The 20160-nt window shown below is 60.5% G+C and carries 21 protein-coding genes; 2 read left to right on the top strand and 19 right to left on the bottom strand.

Going from position 1 to position 20160, the window contains the following annotated elements; translation table 11 throughout:
- Positions 1-491: 491 nt before the first annotated feature.
- The 5 genes from GSQ92_RS21430 to GSQ92_RS21410 all read right to left on the bottom strand — a co-directional run bounded on the left by GSQ92_RS21430 (position 492) and on the right by GSQ92_RS21410 (position 4109).
- Complete coding sequence (locus GSQ92_RS21430; RefSeq protein ID WP_158801897.1) at positions 492-1163, bottom strand: urease accessory protein UreF; 672 nt, start codon at positions 1161-1163, stop codon at positions 492-494.
- Positions 1156-1641, bottom strand: a complete 486-nt coding sequence (ureE, locus tag GSQ92_RS21425) for an urease accessory protein UreE (RefSeq protein WP_158801898.1) — start codon at positions 1639-1641, stop codon at positions 1156-1158. The genes GSQ92_RS21430 and ureE overlap by 8 nt, the downstream gene beginning before the upstream one ends.
- Before the next feature lie 134 nt (positions 1642-1775).
- Complete coding sequence (gene ureC / locus GSQ92_RS21420; protein WP_158801899.1) at positions 1776-3482, bottom strand: urease subunit alpha; 1707 nt, start codon at positions 3480-3482, stop codon at positions 1776-1778.
- Positions 3483-3486: 4 nt separating this feature from the next.
- On the bottom strand, positions 3487-3798 hold the full coding sequence (locus GSQ92_RS21415) for an urease subunit beta (RefSeq protein WP_158801958.1): 312 nt from the start codon (positions 3796-3798) through the stop codon (positions 3487-3489).
- Between the two features lie 8 nt (positions 3799-3806).
- Positions 3807-4109 (bottom strand): urease subunit gamma, encoded by a 303-nt coding sequence (locus GSQ92_RS21410; protein ID WP_158801900.1) that lies wholly within the window; start codon positions 4107-4109, stop codon positions 3807-3809.
- Between the two features lie 217 nt (positions 4110-4326).
- Between GSQ92_RS21410 and GSQ92_RS21405 the strand changes: the two genes are divergently transcribed.
- Positions 4327-4818: a hypothetical protein gene (locus tag GSQ92_RS21405; RefSeq protein WP_158801901.1), complete on the top strand. Its 492-nt coding sequence runs from the start codon at positions 4327-4329 to the stop codon at positions 4816-4818.
- A gap of 6 nt (positions 4819-4824) precedes the next feature.
- On the opposite strand, the gene GSQ92_RS21400 is transcribed toward GSQ92_RS21405, so the two are convergent.
- The 4 genes from GSQ92_RS21400 to GSQ92_RS21385 all read right to left on the bottom strand — a co-directional run bounded on the left by GSQ92_RS21400 (position 4825) and on the right by GSQ92_RS21385 (position 8465).
- The gene (locus GSQ92_RS21400; RefSeq protein ID WP_158801902.1) at positions 4825-5703 is read right to left on the bottom strand and encodes an urease accessory protein UreD; all 879 of its coding nucleotides are present in this window, start codon (positions 5701-5703) and stop codon (positions 4825-4827) included.
- An 82-nt stretch (positions 5704-5785) separates the two neighbouring features.
- Positions 5786-6862 (bottom strand): NAD(P)-dependent alcohol dehydrogenase, encoded by a 1077-nt coding sequence (locus GSQ92_RS21395; RefSeq protein WP_158801903.1) that lies wholly within the window; start codon positions 6860-6862, stop codon positions 5786-5788.
- 384 nt (positions 6863-7246) lie between these two features.
- Positions 7247-7783, bottom strand: a complete 537-nt coding sequence (locus tag GSQ92_RS21390) for a Dps family protein (protein WP_158801904.1) — start codon at positions 7781-7783, stop codon at positions 7247-7249.
- A gap of 208 nt (positions 7784-7991) precedes the next feature.
- Positions 7992-8465 carry a nuclear transport factor 2 family protein gene (locus GSQ92_RS21385; protein WP_158801905.1) on the bottom strand — a complete coding sequence of 158 codons (474 nt, stop codon included), beginning with the start codon at positions 8463-8465 and terminating at the stop codon, positions 7992-7994.
- A 451-nt stretch (positions 8466-8916) separates the two neighbouring features.
- Between GSQ92_RS21385 and GSQ92_RS21380 the strand changes: the two genes are divergently transcribed.
- On the top strand, positions 8917-9258 hold the full coding sequence (locus tag GSQ92_RS21380) for a hypothetical protein (RefSeq protein WP_158801906.1): 342 nt from the start codon (positions 8917-8919) through the stop codon (positions 9256-9258).
- Between the two features lie 68 nt (positions 9259-9326).
- On the opposite strand, the gene GSQ92_RS21375 is transcribed toward GSQ92_RS21380, so the two are convergent.
- The 10 genes from GSQ92_RS21375 to GSQ92_RS21330 all read right to left on the bottom strand — a co-directional run bounded on the left by GSQ92_RS21375 (position 9327) and on the right by GSQ92_RS21330 (position 19971).
- Positions 9327-10337: a substrate-binding domain-containing protein gene (locus tag GSQ92_RS21375; protein ID WP_158801907.1), complete on the bottom strand. Its 1011-nt coding sequence runs from the start codon at positions 10335-10337 to the stop codon at positions 9327-9329.
- A gap of 89 nt (positions 10338-10426) precedes the next feature.
- Positions 10427-11470 (bottom strand): ABC transporter permease, encoded by a 1044-nt coding sequence (locus GSQ92_RS21370; RefSeq protein WP_158801908.1) that lies wholly within the window; start codon positions 11468-11470, stop codon positions 10427-10429.
- The gene (locus tag GSQ92_RS21365) at positions 11467-12270 is read right to left on the bottom strand and encodes an ATP-binding cassette domain-containing protein (RefSeq protein ID WP_158801909.1); all 804 of its coding nucleotides are present in this window, start codon (positions 12268-12270) and stop codon (positions 11467-11469) included. The genes GSQ92_RS21370 and GSQ92_RS21365 overlap by 4 nt, the downstream gene beginning before the upstream one ends.
- A 230-nt stretch (positions 12271-12500) precedes the next feature.
- Positions 12501-12665: a hypothetical protein gene (locus tag GSQ92_RS21360; protein ID WP_158801910.1), complete on the bottom strand. Its 165-nt coding sequence runs from the start codon at positions 12663-12665 to the stop codon at positions 12501-12503.
- A gap of 429 nt (positions 12666-13094) precedes the next feature.
- A complete protein-coding gene (locus GSQ92_RS21355) occupies positions 13095-14285 on the bottom strand; it encodes an alpha/beta fold hydrolase (protein ID WP_158801911.1) in 1191 nt (396 codons plus the stop codon).
- Between the two features lie 70 nt (positions 14286-14355).
- Positions 14356-15126 (bottom strand): SDR family NAD(P)-dependent oxidoreductase, encoded by a 771-nt coding sequence (locus GSQ92_RS21350; protein WP_159013897.1) that lies wholly within the window; start codon positions 15124-15126, stop codon positions 14356-14358.
- Positions 15116-16315 (bottom strand): L-2-hydroxyglutarate oxidase, encoded by a 1200-nt coding sequence (lhgO, locus tag GSQ92_RS21345; protein ID WP_216849946.1) that lies wholly within the window; start codon positions 16313-16315, stop codon positions 15116-15118. Before lhgO ends, GSQ92_RS21350 begins: the two co-directional genes overlap by 11 nt.
- A complete protein-coding gene (locus GSQ92_RS21340) occupies positions 16315-17829 on the bottom strand; it encodes a sugar ABC transporter ATP-binding protein (RefSeq protein WP_174246629.1) in 1515 nt (504 codons plus the stop codon). Before GSQ92_RS21340 ends, lhgO begins: the two co-directional genes overlap by 1 nt.
- A gap of 7 nt (positions 17830-17836) precedes the next feature.
- Positions 17837-18847 carry an ABC transporter permease gene (locus tag GSQ92_RS21335; RefSeq protein WP_159013896.1) on the bottom strand — a complete coding sequence of 337 codons (1011 nt, stop codon included), beginning with the start codon at positions 18845-18847 and terminating at the stop codon, positions 17837-17839.
- A 29-nt stretch (positions 18848-18876) separates the two neighbouring features.
- Positions 18877-19971 (bottom strand): substrate-binding domain-containing protein, encoded by a 1095-nt coding sequence (locus GSQ92_RS21330; RefSeq protein WP_158801915.1) that lies wholly within the window; start codon positions 19969-19971, stop codon positions 18877-18879.
- Positions 19972-20160: the final 189 nt, after the last annotated feature.

The following is a 20160-nucleotide window of genomic DNA, read 5'->3' as shown; positions in this document are numbered from 1 at the left end:
TGGCCCGCACGTCGTTGCGGTGTGCCGCTCGTGGAGCGCACGCCGAGCGATCGGCACAAGTCATTCCGAAGTCGGATCATATCGAATGGCAAAATAAATTCACTGTTAACCTGAAACGGCAATAAAGGTTCTCATTCAACAGATGGAGAATTCTCTTGGGAATGACAAATCCTGCCGGCAAAGCGCGCCTTGGCGTGTCGTCTGCGGGCGAAATGCCGGAACTCGACGACAACGCCTGGAAAAGTCTCCGCGAGTTCTAGGCCAAAACTAAATTTGCTCGAACGCGACGAACCTTCTGCCAGCGTCGAGTAACACCACGCTCTGCAACAACACGGCCCTCACGACGGGCGCGCAGACCTACCAAGGCGGGTTCAGTCCGTCGACGTTTGCGATGTTCACCCTACCGGTACTCGGCCTTGGCTGTGCGGCCTACACCGTTTACAACCGCCGTCAGCCTCTTGGATATGTGCGACCGACCGACGTGTAGCCCGTCAGCTGCGGAACAGACGCGTGTATTGTGTCTCGTGATGCAGGGCAGCCAATTCGGCGCGTAAGGCGGCGGTGCCGAGATCGTCGAGCGTCGCCGCGCGTGTTTCCTCCGCCACGGATAGCAGAACAGGTTCCAGCGCCGCCAGAATGCGCAAGCCCGCCTGCTGGCCCAGAGGCACGAGACGCACCGCCGCCGAAACGAGATTCGCGGCGAAGGCGTGCAGCAAACCCAGCGTCGCCCGCTCCTCTGGCACGCCATGCGCGGCGGCAACGGCGCCGACAGCGATAGGATACGCGATGTCGCCTTCAGCGAGCCGCGCCAAAACAGGCGCCGGCCAGGCGGCGGCGGCGAGGAGGAAGGCGCGGCCCTGGGCAGTCGTCTCCAGAAAGCGTTCGCGGCCGAAGGGCAAGGCGGCGCCAAGTTCCGCCAGTTCAGACAGCGCCGCCCAATCCTCGGCCGTCGTCGCGCGATGACTGTGGCGCAGCAGGATAGCGTCAGTGCGGCCGCTACCTTGTTCCAGGATATCCACGAGCCAGGCGACCAAACCGGCAGTGCTGCGCGCGTCCCCCCTTTCGATCGCCCATTCGAGGCCGTGGCTATAGGCGAAACCTCCTGTTGGGAAGGCCGGAGACAGCCAGGCAAGCAGGCGCAAAAGCCCGCCGTCCTCAGTCATGATGATGGTCGTGGTCGCCGTGATGATGGTGATGGCCGCCAGTGCCGGGGGCGTAGGCGCCGGATTCGGGATCGAATGGCGCGTCGTTCTCCTCCGCGTGTCCGCCGAGACCTTCGACCATTTCGGCTATGACATGGTCGTACCGGATACGTATCTGGCCCGGCAGGAACTGCACCGGAAGATGACGGTTGCCGAGATGCCAGGCGATGCGCATCAGGGCATCCTCGTCATGGGCGTGGATGTCGAGCACGCGCTCCGCCATGGCTTGCACCGCGATGAGCCGCCCGTCCTCCAGGCGCAATGCATCGCCAGCGCGCAGAGCAACGGCTTGGGGAAGGTCGAGCATGACTTCGCCACCAGCCAGAGTTTTGAGGAGGAAGCGGCGACGATGGCGGTGGTCGTGGTCAAGCAACACGGCATCGGTGGCTTCGGACGTGGACCAGCTACCGGCGGGAATGTATTCGGTCGCGCGGATCATGCGAGTGTTACTTACCCGCGACCCACCCCGGCCCCTCCCTTTCAGGGAGTGGACATGCGTTCTGCACCCCTCCCTGAAAGGGAGGGGCCGGGGGTGGATTCGCCCAAGCGGCAAAGCGCAGCATGGTCAGCGCCTCAAAACAAGAAATACCGCTGCGCCATCGGCAACACCGTCGCCGGCTCGCAAGTCAGGATCACGCCATCCGCGCGTACTTCATAAGTCTCGGGATCGACCTCGATTACCGGCGTCGCGTCGTTATGGATCATGGAACGCTTGCCGATCCCGCCACGCGTATTGGAGACCGGCAGCAACTGCCGCGTGAGGCCCAGGCTGCGGCCGAGATCCGCGTCGATCGCCGCACCCGACACGAACAACACTGACGACAACACCAAACTGCGGCCGTAACCGCCGAACATCGGCCGCGCATGCACCGGCTGAGGCGTCGGGATCGAGGCATTGGGATCGCCCATCATCGCCATCGCGATCGTACCGGCTTTCAACACCAGATCGGGCTTCACGCCGAAGAATGCCGGCGACCACAGCACCAGATCGGCGATCTTGCCGACCTCGACCGAGCCGATATAGGCCGAGACACCCTGAGCGATGGCCGGGTTCATGGTATATTTGGCGATGTAGCGCTTCACCCGCGCATTGTCGGCAGCACCATCACCCGGCAAAGCGCCACGCTGCACCTTCATCTTATGCGCTGTCTGCCAGGTCCTCGTGATCACCTCGCCCACACGGCCCATCGCCTGGCTGTCCGAGCTGATGATTGAGAAGGCGCCGAGGTCGTGCAGAATATCCTCCGCCGCGATCGTCTCGCGCCGGATGCGGCTTTCGGCGAAGGCGATGTCCTCGGGGATCGAGGGGTCGAGGTGATGACAGACCATGAGCATGTCGAGATGCTCGTCCAGCGTGTTAAGCGTGTAGGGGCGCGTCGGATTGGTCGAGGACGGGATGACATTGGGCAATCCCGCCACACGGATGATGTCCGGCGCATGGCCGCCGCCCGCGCCTTCCGTGTGGTAGGCGTGGATGGTGCGATCCTTGAAGGCGGCGATCGTGTCCTCGACGAAGCCGCTTTCGTTCAGCGTGTCGGTATGGATCATCACCTGCACGTCGAAGCGATCGGCGACGGAGAGACAGTTGTCGATGGCGGCGGGCGTGGTGCCCCAATCCTCGTGCAGCTTCAGCGCGGCGGCACCGGCACGCACCATTTCCTCCAGCGCCTCGGGGCGCGTCGCATTGCCCTTGCCCGCGAACATGATGTTGATCGGCAGCCCTTCCGCCGCCTGCATCATGCGCCCGAGATGCCAAGGTCCTGGCGTGCAGGTGGTGGCGGAGGTGCCTGTCGCCGGGCCGGTGCCGCCGCCAAGCAGCGTGGTGATGCCGGAAGCCAGCGCTTCCTCGACCTGCTGCGGGCAGATGAAATGCACATGCGCATCGAAACCGCCGGCAGTGAGAATCTTGCCCTCGCCGGCGATGATCTCCGTCCCCGGACCGATGATGATATCGACATTCGGCTGCGTGTCGGGATTACCGGCCTTGCCGATGGCGGCAATGCGGCCGTCCCTGAGCGACACGTCGGCTTTCACGATGCCCCAATGATCGATGATCAGCGCATTGGTGATGACGGTGTCGGCGGCCCCGGCCGCATTGGTGACTTGGGACTGGCCCATGCCGTCACGGATGACCTTGCCGCCGCCGAACTTCACCTCCTCGCCATAAACTGTGAAGTCGCGCTCGACCTCGACGAATAATTCGGTATCGGCCAGCCGTACTCGGTCCCCCACGGTGGGGCCGAACATATGGGCGTAGGAATGGCGGGACATGCGGGCCATGATGTCAGCCTTCCAACGCGCCGTTGATCTCGCCACGGAACCCGTAAACCACACGCTTGCCTCGCAGCGGGATCAGCGTGACCTCCCGGCTCTGCCCCGGCTCGAACCGCACGGCGGTGCCGGCCGCGATATCCAGCCGATAACCGCGCGCCGCGGCCCGGTCGAAGCGCAGCGCTGGGTTAGTCTCCGCGAAATGGTAATGGCTGCCGACCTGCACCGGGCGATCGCCAGTATTCGCAACCGTTAATTTTACTTCGACGGCACCGGCGTTGATCTCGATATCACCCGCTAGAGGCAGAATTTCGCCGGGAATCATGGGGCCGCTCATCGGATCGGCTCATGCACGGTGACGAGCTTCGTACCGTCCGGGAAGGTCGCCTCTACCTGCACGTCCTCGATCATCTCCGGCACGCCCTCCATCACCTGCGCCCGGGTCAGCACATGGGCGCCCGCCTCCATGAGGTCGGCGACGGAGCGGCCGTCCCGCGCCCCTTCCACTACGAAATCGCTGATCAGGGCGATCGCCTCGGGGTAGTTGAGCACCACGCCCCGCTCCAGCCGCCGCCGGGCGACACTGGCGGCCATGCTGATGAGCAGCTTGTCCTTCTCGCGTGGCGTCAGCTTCATCCGGGCCGGTCTCCCTGCAGAACAGCATGCGGCGCTAGCCTGTCGCCTCCCGCCCCGCCATGCAAGACCTGGGCCCTATCCTCGAGACGCCGTAGTGGTTTGAAGGCGCACCTTCCGCCACAACTCACCAATTCTCAATTGATGCCCCCTCAAGAGTTGGGACGCCCGAAAAAGCGGCGGCTCGCGCCGACTCCGGCACTCGAATGGGAAGCCCGCCATGCCCGATGTCTCCAGAATCCGAAACAACTCTTCAATGCAGCGAACGATTGAGCAGCCCTCGAAGCCGTTCATTCTCAAGCAGAAAGCATCCCCCGAAGTAGAGCCGCAAGCGCGGGCTCAGACGACGGCCCAGCATCTGTCGAGCCTCCCCTCAACCCGAGAAAATGTGCCGAGTTTCGGCAAGATGATCGCGTGCTTCGGGAAAATCCTGAAGGAGACGGGGAAACCTGTGGCGCAATCCGAACGTGGATCGATCGTCGATGCGCGAGGCAGCATGATCTATATTAGAGACAAGACCCAGCCGCATATTCTCGTAAGCCACGACGTTAACGATGACAAAACATGCTTCTGGGACATAAGCGACATGAGCTCCGGTAAGCCGAAGCAACTGAAGGGCAAAGATGAAATAAGGGGCATTAAAGTGATGAAGAAAGCTGCGGTAAGCGCCGCCATCAATCCGTACAGATGGTGGGCGTCTGAATTGTTCTGACCGTCGTTACAACCGCCAAGCGCGCGGCAACGGATCGTCGCCGCGCAGCAGGTTGAGCGTCCCGATCATGCTCCGCCGCAAATCCGCGCCATCTGCGGCGACCGCGCGCATCAGCAGGACACCATTCCGGGCGGAGACTCCGACTTCCACCGCCCCATCCTCCATCCTGCCACCGCCAAAACGCTCGCGGAGGATTGGGACCATGCCCTCTCCGTCCGGCGAGATCATCACGATGGTCGCCAACGCGCGGGCATCGGCCGCGATGGCGGCGCGGGCCATGAGGGCGGCAAGATCGCCCTCCAGCCGCAGCATGTCCTGAAAGACCAGCCAGCCGCCGATGCGAATCGCGATGCGGTCGCGGAACGTCGCGTCGCGCAGCACCTCGCCCATCGCGACCCTCCCGAACAGCAACGTCTCGATGCCCAGGAATTGGGCACCGGCCGCTAAATCCACATTCAGGGTGCGATTGACCCGGCAACCCTCGAAGAGGATCGCCTCCTGAGGCAGCCAGTCGAGCGCTGCGCCTTCATCCACTGTGATCCGCGTGGAGATGGTCGCCGGCGGAGAGCCAGTCGTGGCTCGGTAGAAGCGCTCCGCCGCCTGGGTGGTGATGACGGCCCGGCTCCCCTGGGCAGCGTGGAAATCGAGGGTGAGGTCATCACCGCCCGTAATGCCGCCTGCCGTGTTGAGGATCACCGCCTCGGGCGCGGCACCGGGTTCGGGGCGCGGGAAGCGTACCTTGAGACAACCCTCCTGGCGCAATTGCATGAGTGCCGTCACCGGGCCTCTGCGGCCGAAACCTAGATTGAGGCGGCCCCGGGATCGCTGCGCTCGATGAACGGTGCCGAGAACAGGCAAGTCGGCCACCGGCTGCGTGAAGGACATCCCCCGCCACTATCGGTAGCGGCGAAGGATGTCGAGCGGCATTTTTTTCCAGGGCTGTCCCCGGAGTTTCGCCTCGATCGGGTCAGGGCGTGATGGCGACCTTCAGCACACCATCGCGCTGGTTCGCGAACAGATCGTAGGCCTCCTCGATCTGCTCGAGCTTGAAGCGATGCGTCACCAGACCGCCAAGATCAACGCGACCCGAGGAAATCACGTTGAGCATACGCCGCATCCGTTCCTTGCCACCGGGACACAGCGTCGTCCGGATGGATTTATTGCCAAGCCCCGCGGCGAAAGCGTCGAGCGGGATCTTGAGGTCGGATGAATAGACACCCAGGCTGGAAAGCACGCCGCCGGGCCGGATAACGCGCAAAGCGTTCTCGAAGGTAAGTTGCGTACCCAGCGCCTCGATCGCAACGTCGACGCCCCGGCCATCCGTCAACCGCATGATCGCGTCGACCGGATTTTCTTTCTTGAAATCCACGACGATGTCCGCACCCATGCGCTTCGCCATTTCCAGCCGCGCGGGCACGGTGTCGACCACAATGATCGTCGTCGCGCCCATAAGCTTCGCCCCGGCGGTCGCGCATAGCCCGATCGGCCCCTGCGCGAAGACCGCGACGGTGTCGCCGATCTTGATCTCGCCCGTCTCAGCACCCGCGAAACCCGTGGACATGATGTCGGGGCACATCAGCACTTGTTCGTCGGTCACGTCGTCAGCCACCGGAGCCAGATTGGCCATGGCATCTGGAACGCAGACATATTCCGCCTGGCAACCGTCGATCGTGTTGCCAAATTTCCAACCACCGATCGCCTGCCAGCCATGCTTGGTTCCGGCGCCGTCCTGCGAGCCGCAGCCGCATAGACAAGCATGGCTCCAGCCCGAAGGCGTGATGGCCCCGGCGATGACCCGCTGGCCTTCCTTAAAGCCCTGCACCGACGAACCGAGCTTCTCGATGATGCCAACCGGCTCATGGCCAATCGTCAGCCCTTTGGCGACAGGATATTCGCCTTTCAGGATATGCACGTCCGTTCCGCAAATTGTCGTTGTCGTAACGCGGATCAACGCATCTTGCGGGCGAATATCTGGTATCGGTTTGTCGTCGAGAACTATTCGGCCTTTCTCAACGAATATTGCCGCTTTCATCATCTTGGCCATGTTTTCCTCCCTCTAGGACTTTGTCCTCATTGGCCTTGCTCATTGGCCGAGGCTGTCTCGGTATGCTCCTTCCACATCCTCCTGTCATCCGACGAGACCCCGGCATCACGCTCGGCCGAAGCGCGTTTTTTCGGCACCCGCCACGGATGCAGTCGTTGCACAATTTTGTTTTGAGCACAGCCCTGGTGTCGCATGGACCAAAAAAACGCCCACCTCGCTTAGGAAGCGATAAGGCCTTTTCGGACAGGAACGAACGAGTGGGCGCGGGCCGAGCGGCGTCATGCCCTCACCCCACGCGCTTTCTGATATCCCGCTCAGCGGAGTGAACGGGATATCAGAAATCTGTCCGGCGATGGAATGCCGGGTGGTCAATACAGCAATTTGTCAGCTATTCGCGCCGGACCTGTTCCGGGTGATCTCGAACAGGAACCAGGTCCGCCGCTCGGTCTCGTCGATCCACACTTCCAAGAGGCTAGCCGTCGCCACATCCCCATAGGTGTCGCAGGTGTTGTGGACTTCGCGCATCGCGGTCACCAGATGCTGATTGTCGCCAGCCAATTCGGCAAGCATGGCGTGCGGATCGACATACTCGGCATCATTGTCGAGTATTCTCTGCTGGCGGGAAATATCGCCGATCGAGCGCAGCGTATTGCCGCCAATCTTGCGCGCGCGTTCCGCGATTGGATCGGTCATCGCGAAGATCTGGTCGCCATGCTCGTCGAGGAGCAGATGGTAATCCCGGAAATGCGGGCCGCTCATATGCCAGTGAAAGTTCTTCGTCTTCAGATACAATGCGAAGACATCCGCCAGGAGGCCGCCTAGAGCTGCCGAAATATCCCGCGTGGCCGCGGCCTTCAGATCGGTCGGTGTCGCGAGTTGCTCACGTATATGGGCGACCTCGGCGGATTTATTCTTCGTCATGATGCTCCCTCCTGTCGTTCCGGAGCGGTAGCCGCATCCGGGATGGACCAAGAACTCAGATCCATAAGCACTTTCAGCCCGAAGCCGGGCCGGGTCCTGGCGACCAGGAGTCCGCGAGTCCTGCCACCGGTCGTCTCGCATTGCAAGACTTGGGCAAGGAATGCAAACGACGTGTCACTGTATCGCCGCCGTATCGCCCGCCCGACGTCTACAAGCCCAGATCCGAAAGACCGGGGTGATCCATCGGGCGCGGACCCGACCGGTCCCAGTGATACTTCCGCTCACTCTCCTTGATCGGAAGGTCGTTGATGCAGGCAAACCGTCGCCGCATAAGCCCGTCCTCCCCGAACTCCCAATTCTCATTGCCATAAGAACGAAACCAATTGCCGGAGTCATCATGACATTCGTAGGCGAAGCGGACGGCGATCCTGTTTCCCGTGAAAGCCCAGAGTTCCTTGATCAACCGATAGTCGAGCTCCCGTATCCATTTACGCGAGAGGAACTGAATGATCGCGGGGCGCCCCTGGACGAATTCGGCGCGATTGCGCCAGTAACTGTCGACTGAATAGGCGAGCGCCACACCCTCCGGATTGCACGTGTTCCAGCCATTTTCGGCGCCTCGCACCTTTTGGACGGCGGTTTCGTGCGTGAACGGTGGGAACGGCGGCCGGCTCTCGGACATGGTCTATCTCCTCGACGGTAGGGGCAACCAGAATGTGCCGGGACCTTAGGACTTGGGGCAGCCGAATGTCTTCCGTTTTTGCATGCAACACGTGAGGGCGCCCGGAAGCTCCGCTACGTCGCGCGGCCTTCCCAAGCACTCTCGCGCCAGTCGCCGTTTGAACCGGCGGCCTCCTGAACGGTCCGGCGCGCCGCTAACATGCGAATCGACTGGTGCGGAACCGGCGTACCGGCTAGTGAATCGCTCATCCATAGCGATGCAGCTGTCGAGAAGAGGGATGACGCCAATGTATCCTGCCCGCCTTTTGACAAGTGTCATAACTGTCCCACTGCTGCTTGCGACAAGCTGCGCCTATCACAACACGCCGAACGGCACCGTGCTTGGCACGGCGCCCCTCACTTGGACGTTCCCGGTGGCTCCGCCGCCATCACCCTTCGCTGTGGCAAGCCCGATGGAACTGGGGAATCCATCCCCTAGCGCATTGGGTATCCCGGAGAACCTTCCGCTGCCCGCCCCTGACCTGACCGGCGTCTATTCCGGAACGGCGGTAAGCACGTATAATCCGCGGCCGGCGTCGGACTGCGCGGATATAGCCATCAATCGGTCATTTACCGTCGATGGACGTCGAGCTCGCTTCTTCGCCTTTTCCGGCACGGTGAGCACCGATGGACGTCTTGTGATGCAGGCGGGCGACAAATGGATCAGCGGCAGATTTATCGGCAGAACCTTTCAGGGCGAGCTTCTTCGCAAGTATCCAGCCTGTAGCTGGAACCTTACGCTGAGTGCAACCTAGAGCACCCGCCGAGGTTTTGGAAACCAGCGGCCCCATCGGGGTGATGGGGCCGTTTCGTTGATAGCGCTTCAGCGAATGCCACGCTTGATCAGCGGGATCAAAGCATCGATCGACTGTGGTGTTTCCACCCCCGCGCCCGTATTGATGCTCATGCCGGCGAAATGATAGGCGGCCGACAATACGCATTGAGTGACCGGCAGAAAGCCCTGCAAGTAAAGCTGCTGGTCAAGCGTCGCGGTGATATATTTCCCTTGCAGGCCGGCGATGGTCGAGGGCGCAAGGTCAATGCCACCTACAATGATCTGGCCGGGCGCCTTGCCGGCTTGGCGCAGCGCTTGCGGAATGAAACCCGTCACGCCGCCATGCTGCGTGCCGATCGCCTTGAGTTTCGGATGCGATTCGATGAACGCCACCAGGATCGGCACTGCGAGCGAAGAGTCGGAATCGACTTGCGGGGAGATGTTGAGAGTCGTGACCTTCACCCCAGCCTTTTCCAGCGTATCGCGCAACCCGCGATCGGACTGACTCCGCTCCGTCTCGTTGAAGACGCCATATTCGAGCGCTTCGTCCCCGGCCTTTAACCCAGCCGCGAGCATGGCCTGCGCGGTGATCCCACCGCCAATATAGAGATCGACTCCGGCATAGCCGGCGCCCTTGCCGACATAATTCTTAGCGACCTGGGGCAGCGGGGTATTGCCGACAGTGACGATGATCCCCTGCGCCTCCGCCTTGGCAATGAGGGGGCCGAAGGCAGCGTCACCCGGATGGCCCGTGATCGCGATGCAAGTCGGCCGCGCGGCCAGAGCCTGACGAAACTGATCCAGCATCGTCTCCGGATTCCAGGCCGAATACTGCTCGATCACCTTGATGCCAAACGCATGACTCGCATCGGCGGCACCCACCTGGCGTGGCAGCGTCGCGCCATCCCCAGGATTTCCGCCCATTTGCATATAGATCGTCATGCCGGCGCCGAGCGGACCTGGTGTCGTCGATTGCGTGGCATAAGCAGGTGCCGCCACCGCCAATCCTGCGGCGAGCAGGCCGAAGCCCGCGAGCAGAGCAGTGTTATTCATCTTCATCTCGGTTTCCCTTCGTCGTTCGAGCTGCTTCTACTGGGCAGCATTCGGTGAAATGGTCAGGCCAGAAGCCTAGTTGCGCATTGGTCTCCTCATGATCCGCGCCTGAGGCCGACTAGGCCGCCGATGGCACGAAGCTTCGCGGGATTTTCGACCAGAAGATGCAGCGTGACCGCGGAAACAAACACTACGCCCTCGATCGCTTGCACCCAAAATCCGGCGATGCCTGTCGCCACTACACCCGCCTCCAACATGCCAATGATGAAGGTGCCAAAGAAAGTGCCGACGATCGTCGCCGCACCGCCAAATACGGATGTCCCGCCGATGAAAACACCGGCCAAAGCAGGCAACAAGTAGCCCTGCCCCTGGGTCGAGAAGTAGTTGAGGTTTTCGATGGTGAGAAGCACCGACGCAAACCCACCCAACACGCCCATGAGAGTGAAAAGCTTCACCGTCTCGCGGACGACGTTGACGCCGGCGACCCGCGCAACCGTCCGGCTGTCGCCAATGAAAAGGATGTGTTCGCCGAAACGATGACGGTTGAGAATAAACCAGATGAAGATGGCGATCGCGGCCGCCCAAAGCGACTGCATGGGCAGGAATCCAAACAGGTCCGAGGCGAAGGTCTTGTCGACCGATCCGCCCGATAGCTCTTGCAGCGCCGCGGACTGGCCACCTGACAGGATCGAAGCGGCTCCAGCCCAGAAGAACTGCGTACCGATCGTGACGATAATCGATGGCACCCCAACGATCGCGACGAGAACGCCGTTGACCACGCCGATAAGCGCGCCGCCGGCAAGGGCCGCGAGAACGCCGAGCCATGGATGCCCCAGCGTCGTTTCGCACCAGGCGAAGAGAAAGCCGGAGAATGCCATTACGGAAGGAAAGGAAAGATCGATCTCGCCTGCTGCCACAACCAAGGTGAGGCCAATCGCCAGAATGACCATCGGCGGCACGGTCGTGAGAAATGACAGGTAGATCGGCCAGCCGAGGAAGACCTGCGGCGCCGCGCTCATGAAAAAGACGACGAGAACAACGAAGACCAGAATAATCGGAAGGCCTTCAATCCGCGCAATCGCCGGCAGGAAACCTGTGGCGCTACGGCCAGGCGCCTCGTGCGAAGGGTGAGCGCTCATTGCGCTGGTCCCACCGCGTGGCCGCTATGCTGAAGATCTATCAAGAATGTCGTCAATTGCTCCAGGCTCATCTCCCCGGATCGGATATCCGCGACAATCCGACCCCGATCGAGCACGACAAGCCGGTCAGCAAGCTCATGAACATGCGCGAGATTGTGCTCGATGTAGATGCAGGCCCGACCCGAGGTTTTTATTGAACGCACGAAATCAAGGACTTTCCGGACTTCACTGATCGCGAGAGCAACCGTGGGCTCGTCGAGAATAATGAGGTCGGAATCGAAATGCATCGCTCTGCCGATCGCGATCCCCTGGCGTTCACCACCCGAAAGCTTGGATATCGTGGAATTCGCATCGATTCCCACGCCGCGAAACCCGAGCTGCCGCTTGAGGATGTCGTTCGCAATCCGCCGCTCCTCCGCGACTTTGATAAAGCCAAAGCGATTGGTAATTTGCCGTCCGACGAAAATATTGCGCCAAAGCGGCTGCTTCTCTCCAAGAGATTTTTCTTGGTAGACGGTTTCGAAGCGAAGCCGGTGGGCTTCGCGCACCGAATAACTCGCCCAATCGACAAGCCGGTCACGAATAAACAACCGCCCGGAGGTCGGGCGCAGCACACCCGTCAGAACTTTGATAAGGGTGGACTTTCCCGCCCCGTTGTCACCGATCAGACCAACGATTTCATTATGGCCGATCGCCAGGTCGATCCCCGCGAGCGCCTGGACCTTCCCGTAGGACAGGCTGATATTCTCGGCTCGCACGATATGGTCATAGGATCGCGTCGCCGATGCGCCGCTATCCATGGCGATTGCCTGCTCTCGCAAACCAGGGTCGGGTGTATACCCGACCTCGCAGCAGCGGCATGGCGCCGTCCCTTTATCTGACGCAACCTTCCCCCGGATAGGCAGCCTATCCGTCGTGGTGGGATGAAGGATAGCTTGGGTGGCCATTTCGCAGAAGCGAAAACCGCCCGCGCCGGCGTTCTAGCCGGTCGTCAGTTCGGGGCTATTCGCAGGACGTTCTGTGACGATTCTCACGCCGGGGCCGATATCCCGTGGTCAAGCTTGCGCTGATGGCGCATCCACAGGCTGAACCAGAAATCCGCGCCGGCCGGCTTCTTTGCATCGAACAAGCGGCGAAGGCTCTCCCTGTCCTTCTTTCCGCCATCTTCGACATAGTCCAGATAGATGGCCTGCATCGTCCGGATGCTCCGAGCGAGCGGCTCGTCGAAACCATCCCGAATTACGGAACGGTAGACGTTCGCGAGAATCTCGTCCCTTTGAGTTGGTTCCACCTTGAGGGCTCCTGGCACTACCAGCGCGACGGCGCGTTAGCTTACCCTCATTCTTCGGATCGCTGGGTAGGAGGCAACCTAGCATTTAGGTCCCCTCCTACATTCGGAATGATGATCCTGCCGAGCCGCTTCGGCTAACTCATTGATTCAACGCCTCATTCGAGGTGCGACCTGGGAGCATCCCCCTCCCGCTCACGCTGCCGTCGCTTCCTACAACCTTCCGTCGCTGACGAGAGGCGCCGCCGCACCGGAACGGGCCGATGCGATCGTGTCCGCTCAGGGCCGTGCGCGGGCAGAGAATTTCCTCCATCTCTGACGGCGTGGACACCGCCGTCAGGCCACGTCTCTGAGAAATCCGCGCACGGCCTCGTTGAACTCGAACGGGTTTTCGATCATCGGGTAATGACCCGTTCCCGCGAGCACCGCGATGCGGCTTCCCGGGATCCGGGCCTGAGTTTCCTCCGTGCGACTCTGCGATACGAGCCAGTCCGCGTCACCGCGAAGCAGAAGTACCGGGGAGCGAATGGTCGCGACTTCCTTACGCTTGTCGAAGTTGGCATAGCCGGTGAGGTCGCCGCGCATCGCCTGTGGCGTCGTCCTTGTAATCTGCCATACCACTTCCTTCGCGCGATCCGGCGGCGTGCGGCGGCCTGTCATCGATATAGCCCAGCATTCCAGGATCTGCGAACCATTGAGAAGAAGCATATCCAGAAAAAATTGCGCAACGGTTGGAGTATAGTCCGCGCCCTCCGCTGAAACGACCGCACGATAAGCATCGAGCTTGCGCGCTGCCATTTCAAGAACGAGGTTGCCGCCCATCGAACAACCCATAATCACCGGCCTGTCGAGCTTCAGCGCCGTGATGAGCTTTTCATTTAATTCGGCGTGCTGAGTCAGACTATGAAACGGCCCGGCAGCAGGCTCAATCGTCTTCCCATGCGCCACTGCATCGACGGCGATGACCCGATAGGAATCCGATAGCCCATCGAGAACATGCCGCCACATAAGCGTGTCCTGACAAGCGGCGTGAAAACAGATGATTGGCGGGCCACTCCCCGCCTCCTCGTAGTGAACCCTGATGCCATCGACGTCGATATAGTGCCCCGTCGTCACCGCGCCGGAAGGCTTGGGAGGCGGTGACGATGCTATGGCGGGGGGTGTTTGGTTGACGCGCGCCATAACGGCGAAAGTCAGAGCCATCACCTTCACATCTCGCCAGGCGGCGACAGCGTTGCCGGAAAGCGTAAAATCGCCGAGCCCCGGGGAAAGCCCCTCAAACCAATCAATCTCGCCAGCCAGAAGACGGCGCCACTCCTTGTCTGGACCAGTGACAGTAATATCGGCTCCCATGAGGTCGGCTTCGCCAGAAACCTCCGCATGACTCTGAGAAATCTCTATAACAGCCGCACCTCTATCGTGCCGAAGTTCGAGACGGCCACGAAAATACCGGCTCGCCTCGCGCCATGCCTCATCCGCGTTGAGCGCATTCTCAAGTTTCTGCCACCAGCCTGCTTCAGAAAACATCACTTGGCATCCTCCTAAGTTTTTTGCGGCGTTGGGCCGTCATTTTGTCGAGACGGGTGATGGATCTTCATCAACCGGCGATCGAGTAGCCTCCATCCACCGGAATAGCCGCGCCTGTGACGAAATCTGACGCTGCGCTGGCAAGGAAGACGGCAATTCCCACCATATCGTCAGGCTTTCCCCAGCGGCCGGCGGGCGTGCGCGCAATTACCCGTCCCTCCAGATCCTGCACCTCGGAGCGAGCGGATGCACCCATGGCCGTGTCGATCCAGCCAGGAAGGATCGCGTTCACCTGTATATTGTCCGCGGCCCAAGCGACCGCGAGAGAACGCGTGAGCTGCACCAGGCCCCCCTTGCTAGCGCCATAGGCGGCCCCGAAAGAAGCGCCGAAGAGCGAGAGCATGGAGCCGATATTGATGATCTTGCCCCCTCCGGCGCCCTTCATGGCGGGATAGACATTCTGCGCGCAGAGAAAAGCCGAGGTCAGATTCGTCGCAATGACACTCTGCCATTCTGCGAGGTTCAAATCTTCGGGGCGGTGTCGAGCGACAATGCCCGCATTGTTGATCAGGATATCGACCCGACCCATGCTGCGCTTCGCATCCTCGACCAGTCTCAGACAATCCTCGGGGCGCGAGAGGTCAGCTGTCACAAAACTCACGCGGCCACCGAATTCCTCGACCGCGCCACGAGCCTCAGCGCCCTTCGCGGCGTCCCGACCCGAGAGCACGACATCCGCACCCGCCTGGGCCAATCCACGTGCCATCGCGAGGCCGATGCCTCCGTTACCGCCGGTGACGATCGCGACGCGACCACGGAGATCAAAACGGTCATGCGGCATTGGACATTCCGATCGAGCGTCGAGCGATCATTTCCCCAATCGGGATGGCGGATGTCGCCGCAGGAGATGGAGCGTTGCAGACGTGAAGCATCCGCTCGGTATTCAAAAACAGAAAGTCATGTATCAGTGTTCCGTCTCGCATGACGGCCTGCGCGCGAATCCCTGCCTTGTACGGAAGGAGGTCGGACTCGGCCAAATCTGGACAATATTTCTGGCACTCCGCGAGGTAGCGCCTTTTGGAGAGACTGTTACGCATCTCCGAAATTCCCGATCGCCAGTTCTGGGCGATCACGTTCCAGAATCCCGGAAACCGAAGGAACGTGAGAACGTCCTTCGCATCGACAGAAAACCGGCCGTATCCCTCCCGGGCCATGCCTAGGACGGCATTGGGACCGACCGTCAGGGCCCCCCCTACCATTGGTGTAAGATGGATGCCGAGAAACGGTAGATCGGGATCCGGCACAGGATAAATCATCCGCGTGACGATGTTCGCTTTCTCCGGGCGGACAAGATAGTATTCGCCCCGAAACGGAATGACCTGATGGGTAATCTCAAGCCCACTCAGGCGAGCGAGTCGATCGGATTGAAGTCCAGCGCAAACAACCAGTTTTGCGGCTCGCCACTTTCGTTCACCGGCTGTGATTGTGACCCCCGTGGAGTCTTCGCTAATGCCGTCAACGGCCACGCCCAGTTCGATGGTGCCGCCTGCCACACGAATTTTCGCGGCCATGGCATTGCAGACTAGTCGGTAATCGACAATGCCGCTGTCCCGCACGAACAACGCACCAAGACCGCGGACATTCGGCTCGAAGCTGTGCAGCCCGGCCGCGTCCAACCTCTCAATCGCTATGCCATTTTGCCGCGCATTGACTTCGAGAGCTCCCATCCGCTCAAGCTCGAGTTCGTCCGTGGCAACAACGAGTTTTCCGGGCACGGCGAATGGCACACTATTCTCGCGGCAGAAGGTCTTGGTCGCCTCTGCGCCTTTCCGGCACAAATCGGCCTTCAGGCTACCCGGCTTATAATAGATGCCTGCATGAATGACCCCGCTGTTATGGCCTGTCTGGTGCGCGGCAAGCCCGGACTCTTTCTCCAAAACGACGATGCGCGCGCCGGGCTGCAGGCGACCCAGCTCCAGCGCCGTCGCCAACCCTACGATGCCGCCGCCGATGACACAAACGTCGTGCATCAGGCGGCTGTGGGCTCGGCCACTGCGGCGGGTGCGGTCGCGCTGATTGTCGCTGCCAAAAGGCTATCGCGCGTGAATTTGACACGCGGCAGAAGCGCGGAGATGGCGCCATGGTGGATCACGGCTATCGTTTCCGATAGCGCAAGCAGCTCCTTCACGGAGGTCGAGATGACAATGACGACCGCACCATTGCGCGCCAGTTCGAGTATGATCTCATAAATCTGCCGAATTGCCCCGACATCGACGCCCGAGGTAGGCTCGACGAACACGTAGGCCCTAGCCTCGCGTTTGAGCCACTTCCCGATTACAGCCTTCTGCTGATTTCCGCCGGAGAAATAGCGCATTGCCCGCTCCGGCGCGTCAGGGAGAATTCCCAGACGCTCAACGACGGAACGAGCGTAGCGCCTAGCACGCCCATGTCCGATAAGCCCGACCCGTGACAGATCTCCGAGCGCCGGAAGGGTTACATTCTCTCCAAGGGAAAGATTTGGGAAAAGCGCCTGCTTCCGCCGATCCTCCGGAATCAGCGCGATTCCCGCGGCGCGGGCCTTGGCTGGACTACCGATATCGCAAACCCGTCCATCGATACTGATCGTTCCTCGATAGGCGCCGAGACCGCCCAGGCTTCGCTCGATCTGCTCCATCCCCGCCCCAAGCGGCCCGGTAACTCCGAGAATTTCCCCCGCCCGCAACCGAATCGAGAGCGGCCGGAGCCGATCCGTGGAAAGGTCTTGGAGCTCGAGAATGACCTGAGACTGGGCAAGGCCGGGATTGGAAATGTCAAGTTCCGCCGAGCTGCGATTGACCATCAGTTGGGTCACGACATCTTCGTCGATCTCCTCGCGTTCTAAGGTGCCGGACACCAAACCGTCGCGTAATATTGTCGCGCGATCGCAAAGCTCCTTCACCTCGTTCAGACGGTGGGAGATGTATATGATGGTGATGCCTTCTCTGCGAAAGCGCTCGATAAGACCGAACAGCAGACGCGTCTCTGGCGCCGACAAGCGTGCGGTCGGCTCGTCCAGAATAATCAGCTTGTAGCGCCGATGGAACAGCGTCGCGAGAGTGACCATCTGCATCTCGGCTGCTGTCAGGGTCGAAGCGCGACGGCCAGGATCGATATCCAGGCCGATCTGCTCCATGATGGCGACCGCCTCCCGCCGCATCGCACCTCGGTCGAGCAGTATCCCGCCGGGTTCGTTGCCGAGGACGATATTGTCAGCAACGGTAAAGGAGCCGGCGAGTTCCGAATCCTGATAGACGGCACCGAGCCCAAGGCGATGAGCGTCAATCGGGAGATGTATGGTTACCGGCTTGCCTTCCAGAAGTATTTCGCCGCTCGATGGCGCATAGACTCCGGTCAGAATTTTGATGAGGGTCGATTTTCCCGCACCATTTTCGCCAAGCAACCCATGGATCTCCCCTTGTCTGAAAGAGAGCGAGATCCCCTTGAGTACATGAACACCCGAGAAGTCCTTGCGGACCTCGCGAAGCTCTATGAGAGGCGTTTCCACCAAACCCTCAGATAAACTTGAGGTGAATTTCCTCGCGATTGAGCAGCGCATTTGCGCCAACCGCGAGGATGAGAACGAGGCCGTTGAAAAGCTGACGCGTGGCGAAGGAGATGCCGACCATGTTCATCCCCGAACTCACCATATAGAGGAAGAAGACACCCAGGAGCGTTCCCAGCAAGTGCGGTTTTCCCTTGCCCAGAATTGTAGCGCCGAGGAAGACCGCCGCGAAAGCCTCCAACAGATATCCCTCGCCACCAACCGGCTGGGCTGAGGACGAAATCGAGGTCAGAATAACTCCCCCAATTCCGGCAAAAAGCGCGGAGAGAATAAAAGCCACGATGACCCAGCGATAGACCAGAATGCCCGAGTAATAGGCTGCCATCGGATTGTCACCAACGGCGCCGATATAGTGGCCAGCCCTGCTGCGCGTCGACAGGATGTGCCCCAGGACAAATACGGCCGCGAGCAGGATCACCGGAAATCCGATCGGACCCAAACGCCCCTGCCCTAGAAAACGAAAGGCGACCTGGCCGTAATCCACCGGCACCTGATATCCGTTTGTGAGATACTGATTAATCCCCCCAAGAACGAACATCATTCCAAGCGTCGATACAATCCCTGAAAGTCTGGCGTAGGTGACCAGCAAACCGTTGACCAATCCGATAGCACAGGCAACGACAAGCGCGCCGATGATCGCCAGCTCCCAACCCGTATGAGGAATCAGAAGCGCGGTCGTGATCGAAACCGTGGTCACGACAACACCAATCGAGAGATCGAAGCTCCCCGCCGCGACGACGTAGGTAAGGCCCATCGAGACGAGAGCGCTCACGATCATCGAGAAAAGGATATTGTTGAAGTTCGATACGGTTCCGAAGTAGGGCGACAGAGCCGCAAACAGAAGCCCGACGAGGACGATCACGATGATCGTCCCCCATCGCTTCAGGATGCCGAGCGCGAGGTTCGCTTGACTGCGGACGGCGCGTCGTTCCGCCGCGGAGTTCACCGTCGTGCCCGCCATCTCAAAATCCTCGGAACCGTGGCGCGTTACTAGCCACCATACTGCTTGAGTAGCGCTATGGCCTGATCGTCCATCGACTTGAGTTCAGTCAGCGCCTGAGCTGCCTGGTCCTTGGAGATGAAGGAAATCGGCGTCATGTAGGAGTCGTTCGGTACATCCTGCCCTTGGCCGAGCGCGATGGCGAGTTGCCCGACACGGCCGCCGGCGATGTGATAGGGCACATCGGTGCTGAACTGAATCGGACTATCCGGCGATGCCATCTCACTGAGAAGCTGATTCGAGAAGTAGTGATTAGTTACGATCGCTTTGCGGTTCATCTGCTGAAGTGCCTGCGCGGCTCCGATTGTAAGTGGCCACCACCATGAGGTGATCAACTGCAAACTATTAGGATCGGGGTGCGCCTGTAGCAGCGAGAGGCAATTCTCCCGCCCCTTCGATATCTCATCAGTCGTGGACACGCTGCCCGTCATGAAAGGCAACATCTTCATCCGCGGCTCGTATTTCGTCATGAGGGTGAGCATGTCAACCTCTTGGTCAAACGGCGTGTAGAAACCGCGATCCTCGGCGGTTTGCACAATCGTGCCCTGGCGCTGGAGCTTGTTCTGGATCCAATTGCCCATAATCGCACCTGTGCCCCAGGTATCTTCGAGCACAGCCGGCGAATCCTTCGCGTTGACCATGAACCCAACGGTCTTGATGCCGCGGCGATGTGCGTCATCGACGATATAAGCGGTTTCGGATTCGGTCGAATAAATCCCTAGGACCAAAACGTCGATACCGCGATCCAGAAGCTGCCGTGCGGCGTCCTGCTCACTCTGCTTTGAAGGTTCGCCGCGGATCGTTACAAGTTGGCCGCCCATCTCCTGCACGGTTTTAGCGATCTGCCAACAGCCCCGCCGCCACGGCTGATTGAAAGGTCCGTAGTTGAGGCCGAGGCCAACCTTCACCTTTTTCCCGTTCGACTTGATCGCGGGGAAATCATCAGCGGCAACGGCTTTTCGCGCCGTGCCCGCGAGAATGGCAGCGGCACCCGCGCCAAGTGCGAGACCCGCTAGAATGCGTCTGCGATCCGTTGTGAGGGGTTTCGACGTATTGCCATCTGAAGCGGGAGCGACCTCGGTCATTTGGACTGTCCTTCCTTTCCGAATTCTCACGCCACTCGCTCTTTGTGGCGAGGGCTGGCACGGTATTTAGCGGATATCAATCGTGTTACCACCATTGTCAACAATTTTCTGCAACCCTCTGCGCGCTAACGCTCCCGTCCATAGAGCCCTGGCTCGGGCCCAATGGCCGTTGTATGGCGCTCCGGAGCG

The organism is Acidisoma sp. S159 (genome assembly GCF_009766125.1).
GTDB lineage: Bacteria > Pseudomonadota > Alphaproteobacteria > Acetobacterales > Acetobacteraceae > Acidisoma.
This window is presented reverse-complemented; position numbering and strand designations above follow the sequence as displayed.

What these genes read in the sequence shown, in the direction of transcription:
- GSQ92_RS21430 (WP_158801897.1), bottom strand. Translation starts at nt 1,163, where the DNA reads ATGACTGAGGACGGCGGGCTTTTGCGCCTGCTTGCCTGGCTGTCTCCG.
- ureE (WP_158801898.1), bottom strand. Translation starts at nt 1,641, where the DNA reads ATGATCCGCGCGACCGAATACATTCCCGCCGGTAGCTGGTCCACGTCC.
- ureC (WP_158801899.1), bottom strand. Translation starts at nt 3,482, where the DNA reads ATGGCCCGCATGTCCCGCCATTCCTACGCCCATATGTTCGGCCCCACC.
- GSQ92_RS21415 (WP_158801958.1), bottom strand. Translation starts at nt 3,798, where the DNA reads ATGATTCCCGGCGAAATTCTGCCTCTAGCGGGTGATATCGAGATCAAC.
- GSQ92_RS21410 (WP_158801900.1), bottom strand. Translation starts at nt 4,109, where the DNA reads ATGAAGCTGACGCCACGCGAGAAGGACAAGCTGCTCATCAGCATGGCC.
- GSQ92_RS21405 (WP_158801901.1), top strand. Translation starts at nt 4,327, where the DNA reads ATGCCCGATGTCTCCAGAATCCGAAACAACTCTTCAATGCAGCGAACG.
- GSQ92_RS21400 (WP_158801902.1), bottom strand. Translation starts at nt 5,703, where the DNA reads ATGTCCTTCACGCAGCCGGTGGCCGACTTGCCTGTTCTCGGCACCGTT.
- GSQ92_RS21395 (WP_158801903.1), bottom strand. Translation starts at nt 6,862, where the DNA reads ATGGCCAAGATGATGAAAGCGGCAATATTCGTTGAGAAAGGCCGAATA.
- GSQ92_RS21390 (WP_158801904.1), bottom strand. Translation starts at nt 7,783, where the DNA reads ATGACGAAGAATAAATCCGCCGAGGTCGCCCATATACGTGAGCAACTC.
- GSQ92_RS21385 (WP_158801905.1), bottom strand. Translation starts at nt 8,465, where the DNA reads ATGTCCGAGAGCCGGCCGCCGTTCCCACCGTTCACGCACGAAACCGCC.
- GSQ92_RS21380 (WP_158801906.1), top strand. Translation starts at nt 8,917, where the DNA reads ATGGAACTGGGGAATCCATCCCCTAGCGCATTGGGTATCCCGGAGAAC.
- GSQ92_RS21375 (WP_158801907.1), bottom strand. Translation starts at nt 10,337, where the DNA reads ATGAAGATGAATAACACTGCTCTGCTCGCGGGCTTCGGCCTGCTCGCC.
- GSQ92_RS21370 (WP_158801908.1), bottom strand. Translation starts at nt 11,470, where the DNA reads ATGAGCGCTCACCCTTCGCACGAGGCGCCTGGCCGTAGCGCCACAGGT.
- GSQ92_RS21365 (WP_158801909.1), bottom strand. Translation starts at nt 12,270, where the DNA reads ATGGATAGCGGCGCATCGGCGACGCGATCCTATGACCATATCGTGCGA.
- GSQ92_RS21360 (WP_158801910.1), bottom strand. Translation starts at nt 12,665, where the DNA reads ATGCAGGCCATCTATCTGGACTATGTCGAAGATGGCGGAAAGAAGGAC.
- GSQ92_RS21355 (WP_158801911.1), bottom strand. Translation starts at nt 14,285, where the DNA reads ATGTTTTCTGAAGCAGGCTGGTGGCAGAAACTTGAGAATGCGCTCAAC.
- GSQ92_RS21350 (WP_159013897.1), bottom strand. Translation starts at nt 15,126, where the DNA reads ATGCCGCATGACCGTTTTGATCTCCGTGGTCGCGTCGCGATCGTCACC.
- lhgO (WP_216849946.1), bottom strand. Translation starts at nt 16,315, where the DNA reads ATGCACGACGTTTGTGTCATCGGCGGCGGCATCGTAGGGTTGGCGACG.
- GSQ92_RS21335 (WP_159013896.1), bottom strand. Translation starts at nt 18,847, where the DNA reads ATGGCGGGCACGACGGTGAACTCCGCGGCGGAACGACGCGCCGTCCGC.
- GSQ92_RS21330 (WP_158801915.1), bottom strand. Translation starts at nt 19,971, where the DNA reads ATGACCGAGGTCGCTCCCGCTTCAGATGGCAATACGTCGAAACCCCTC.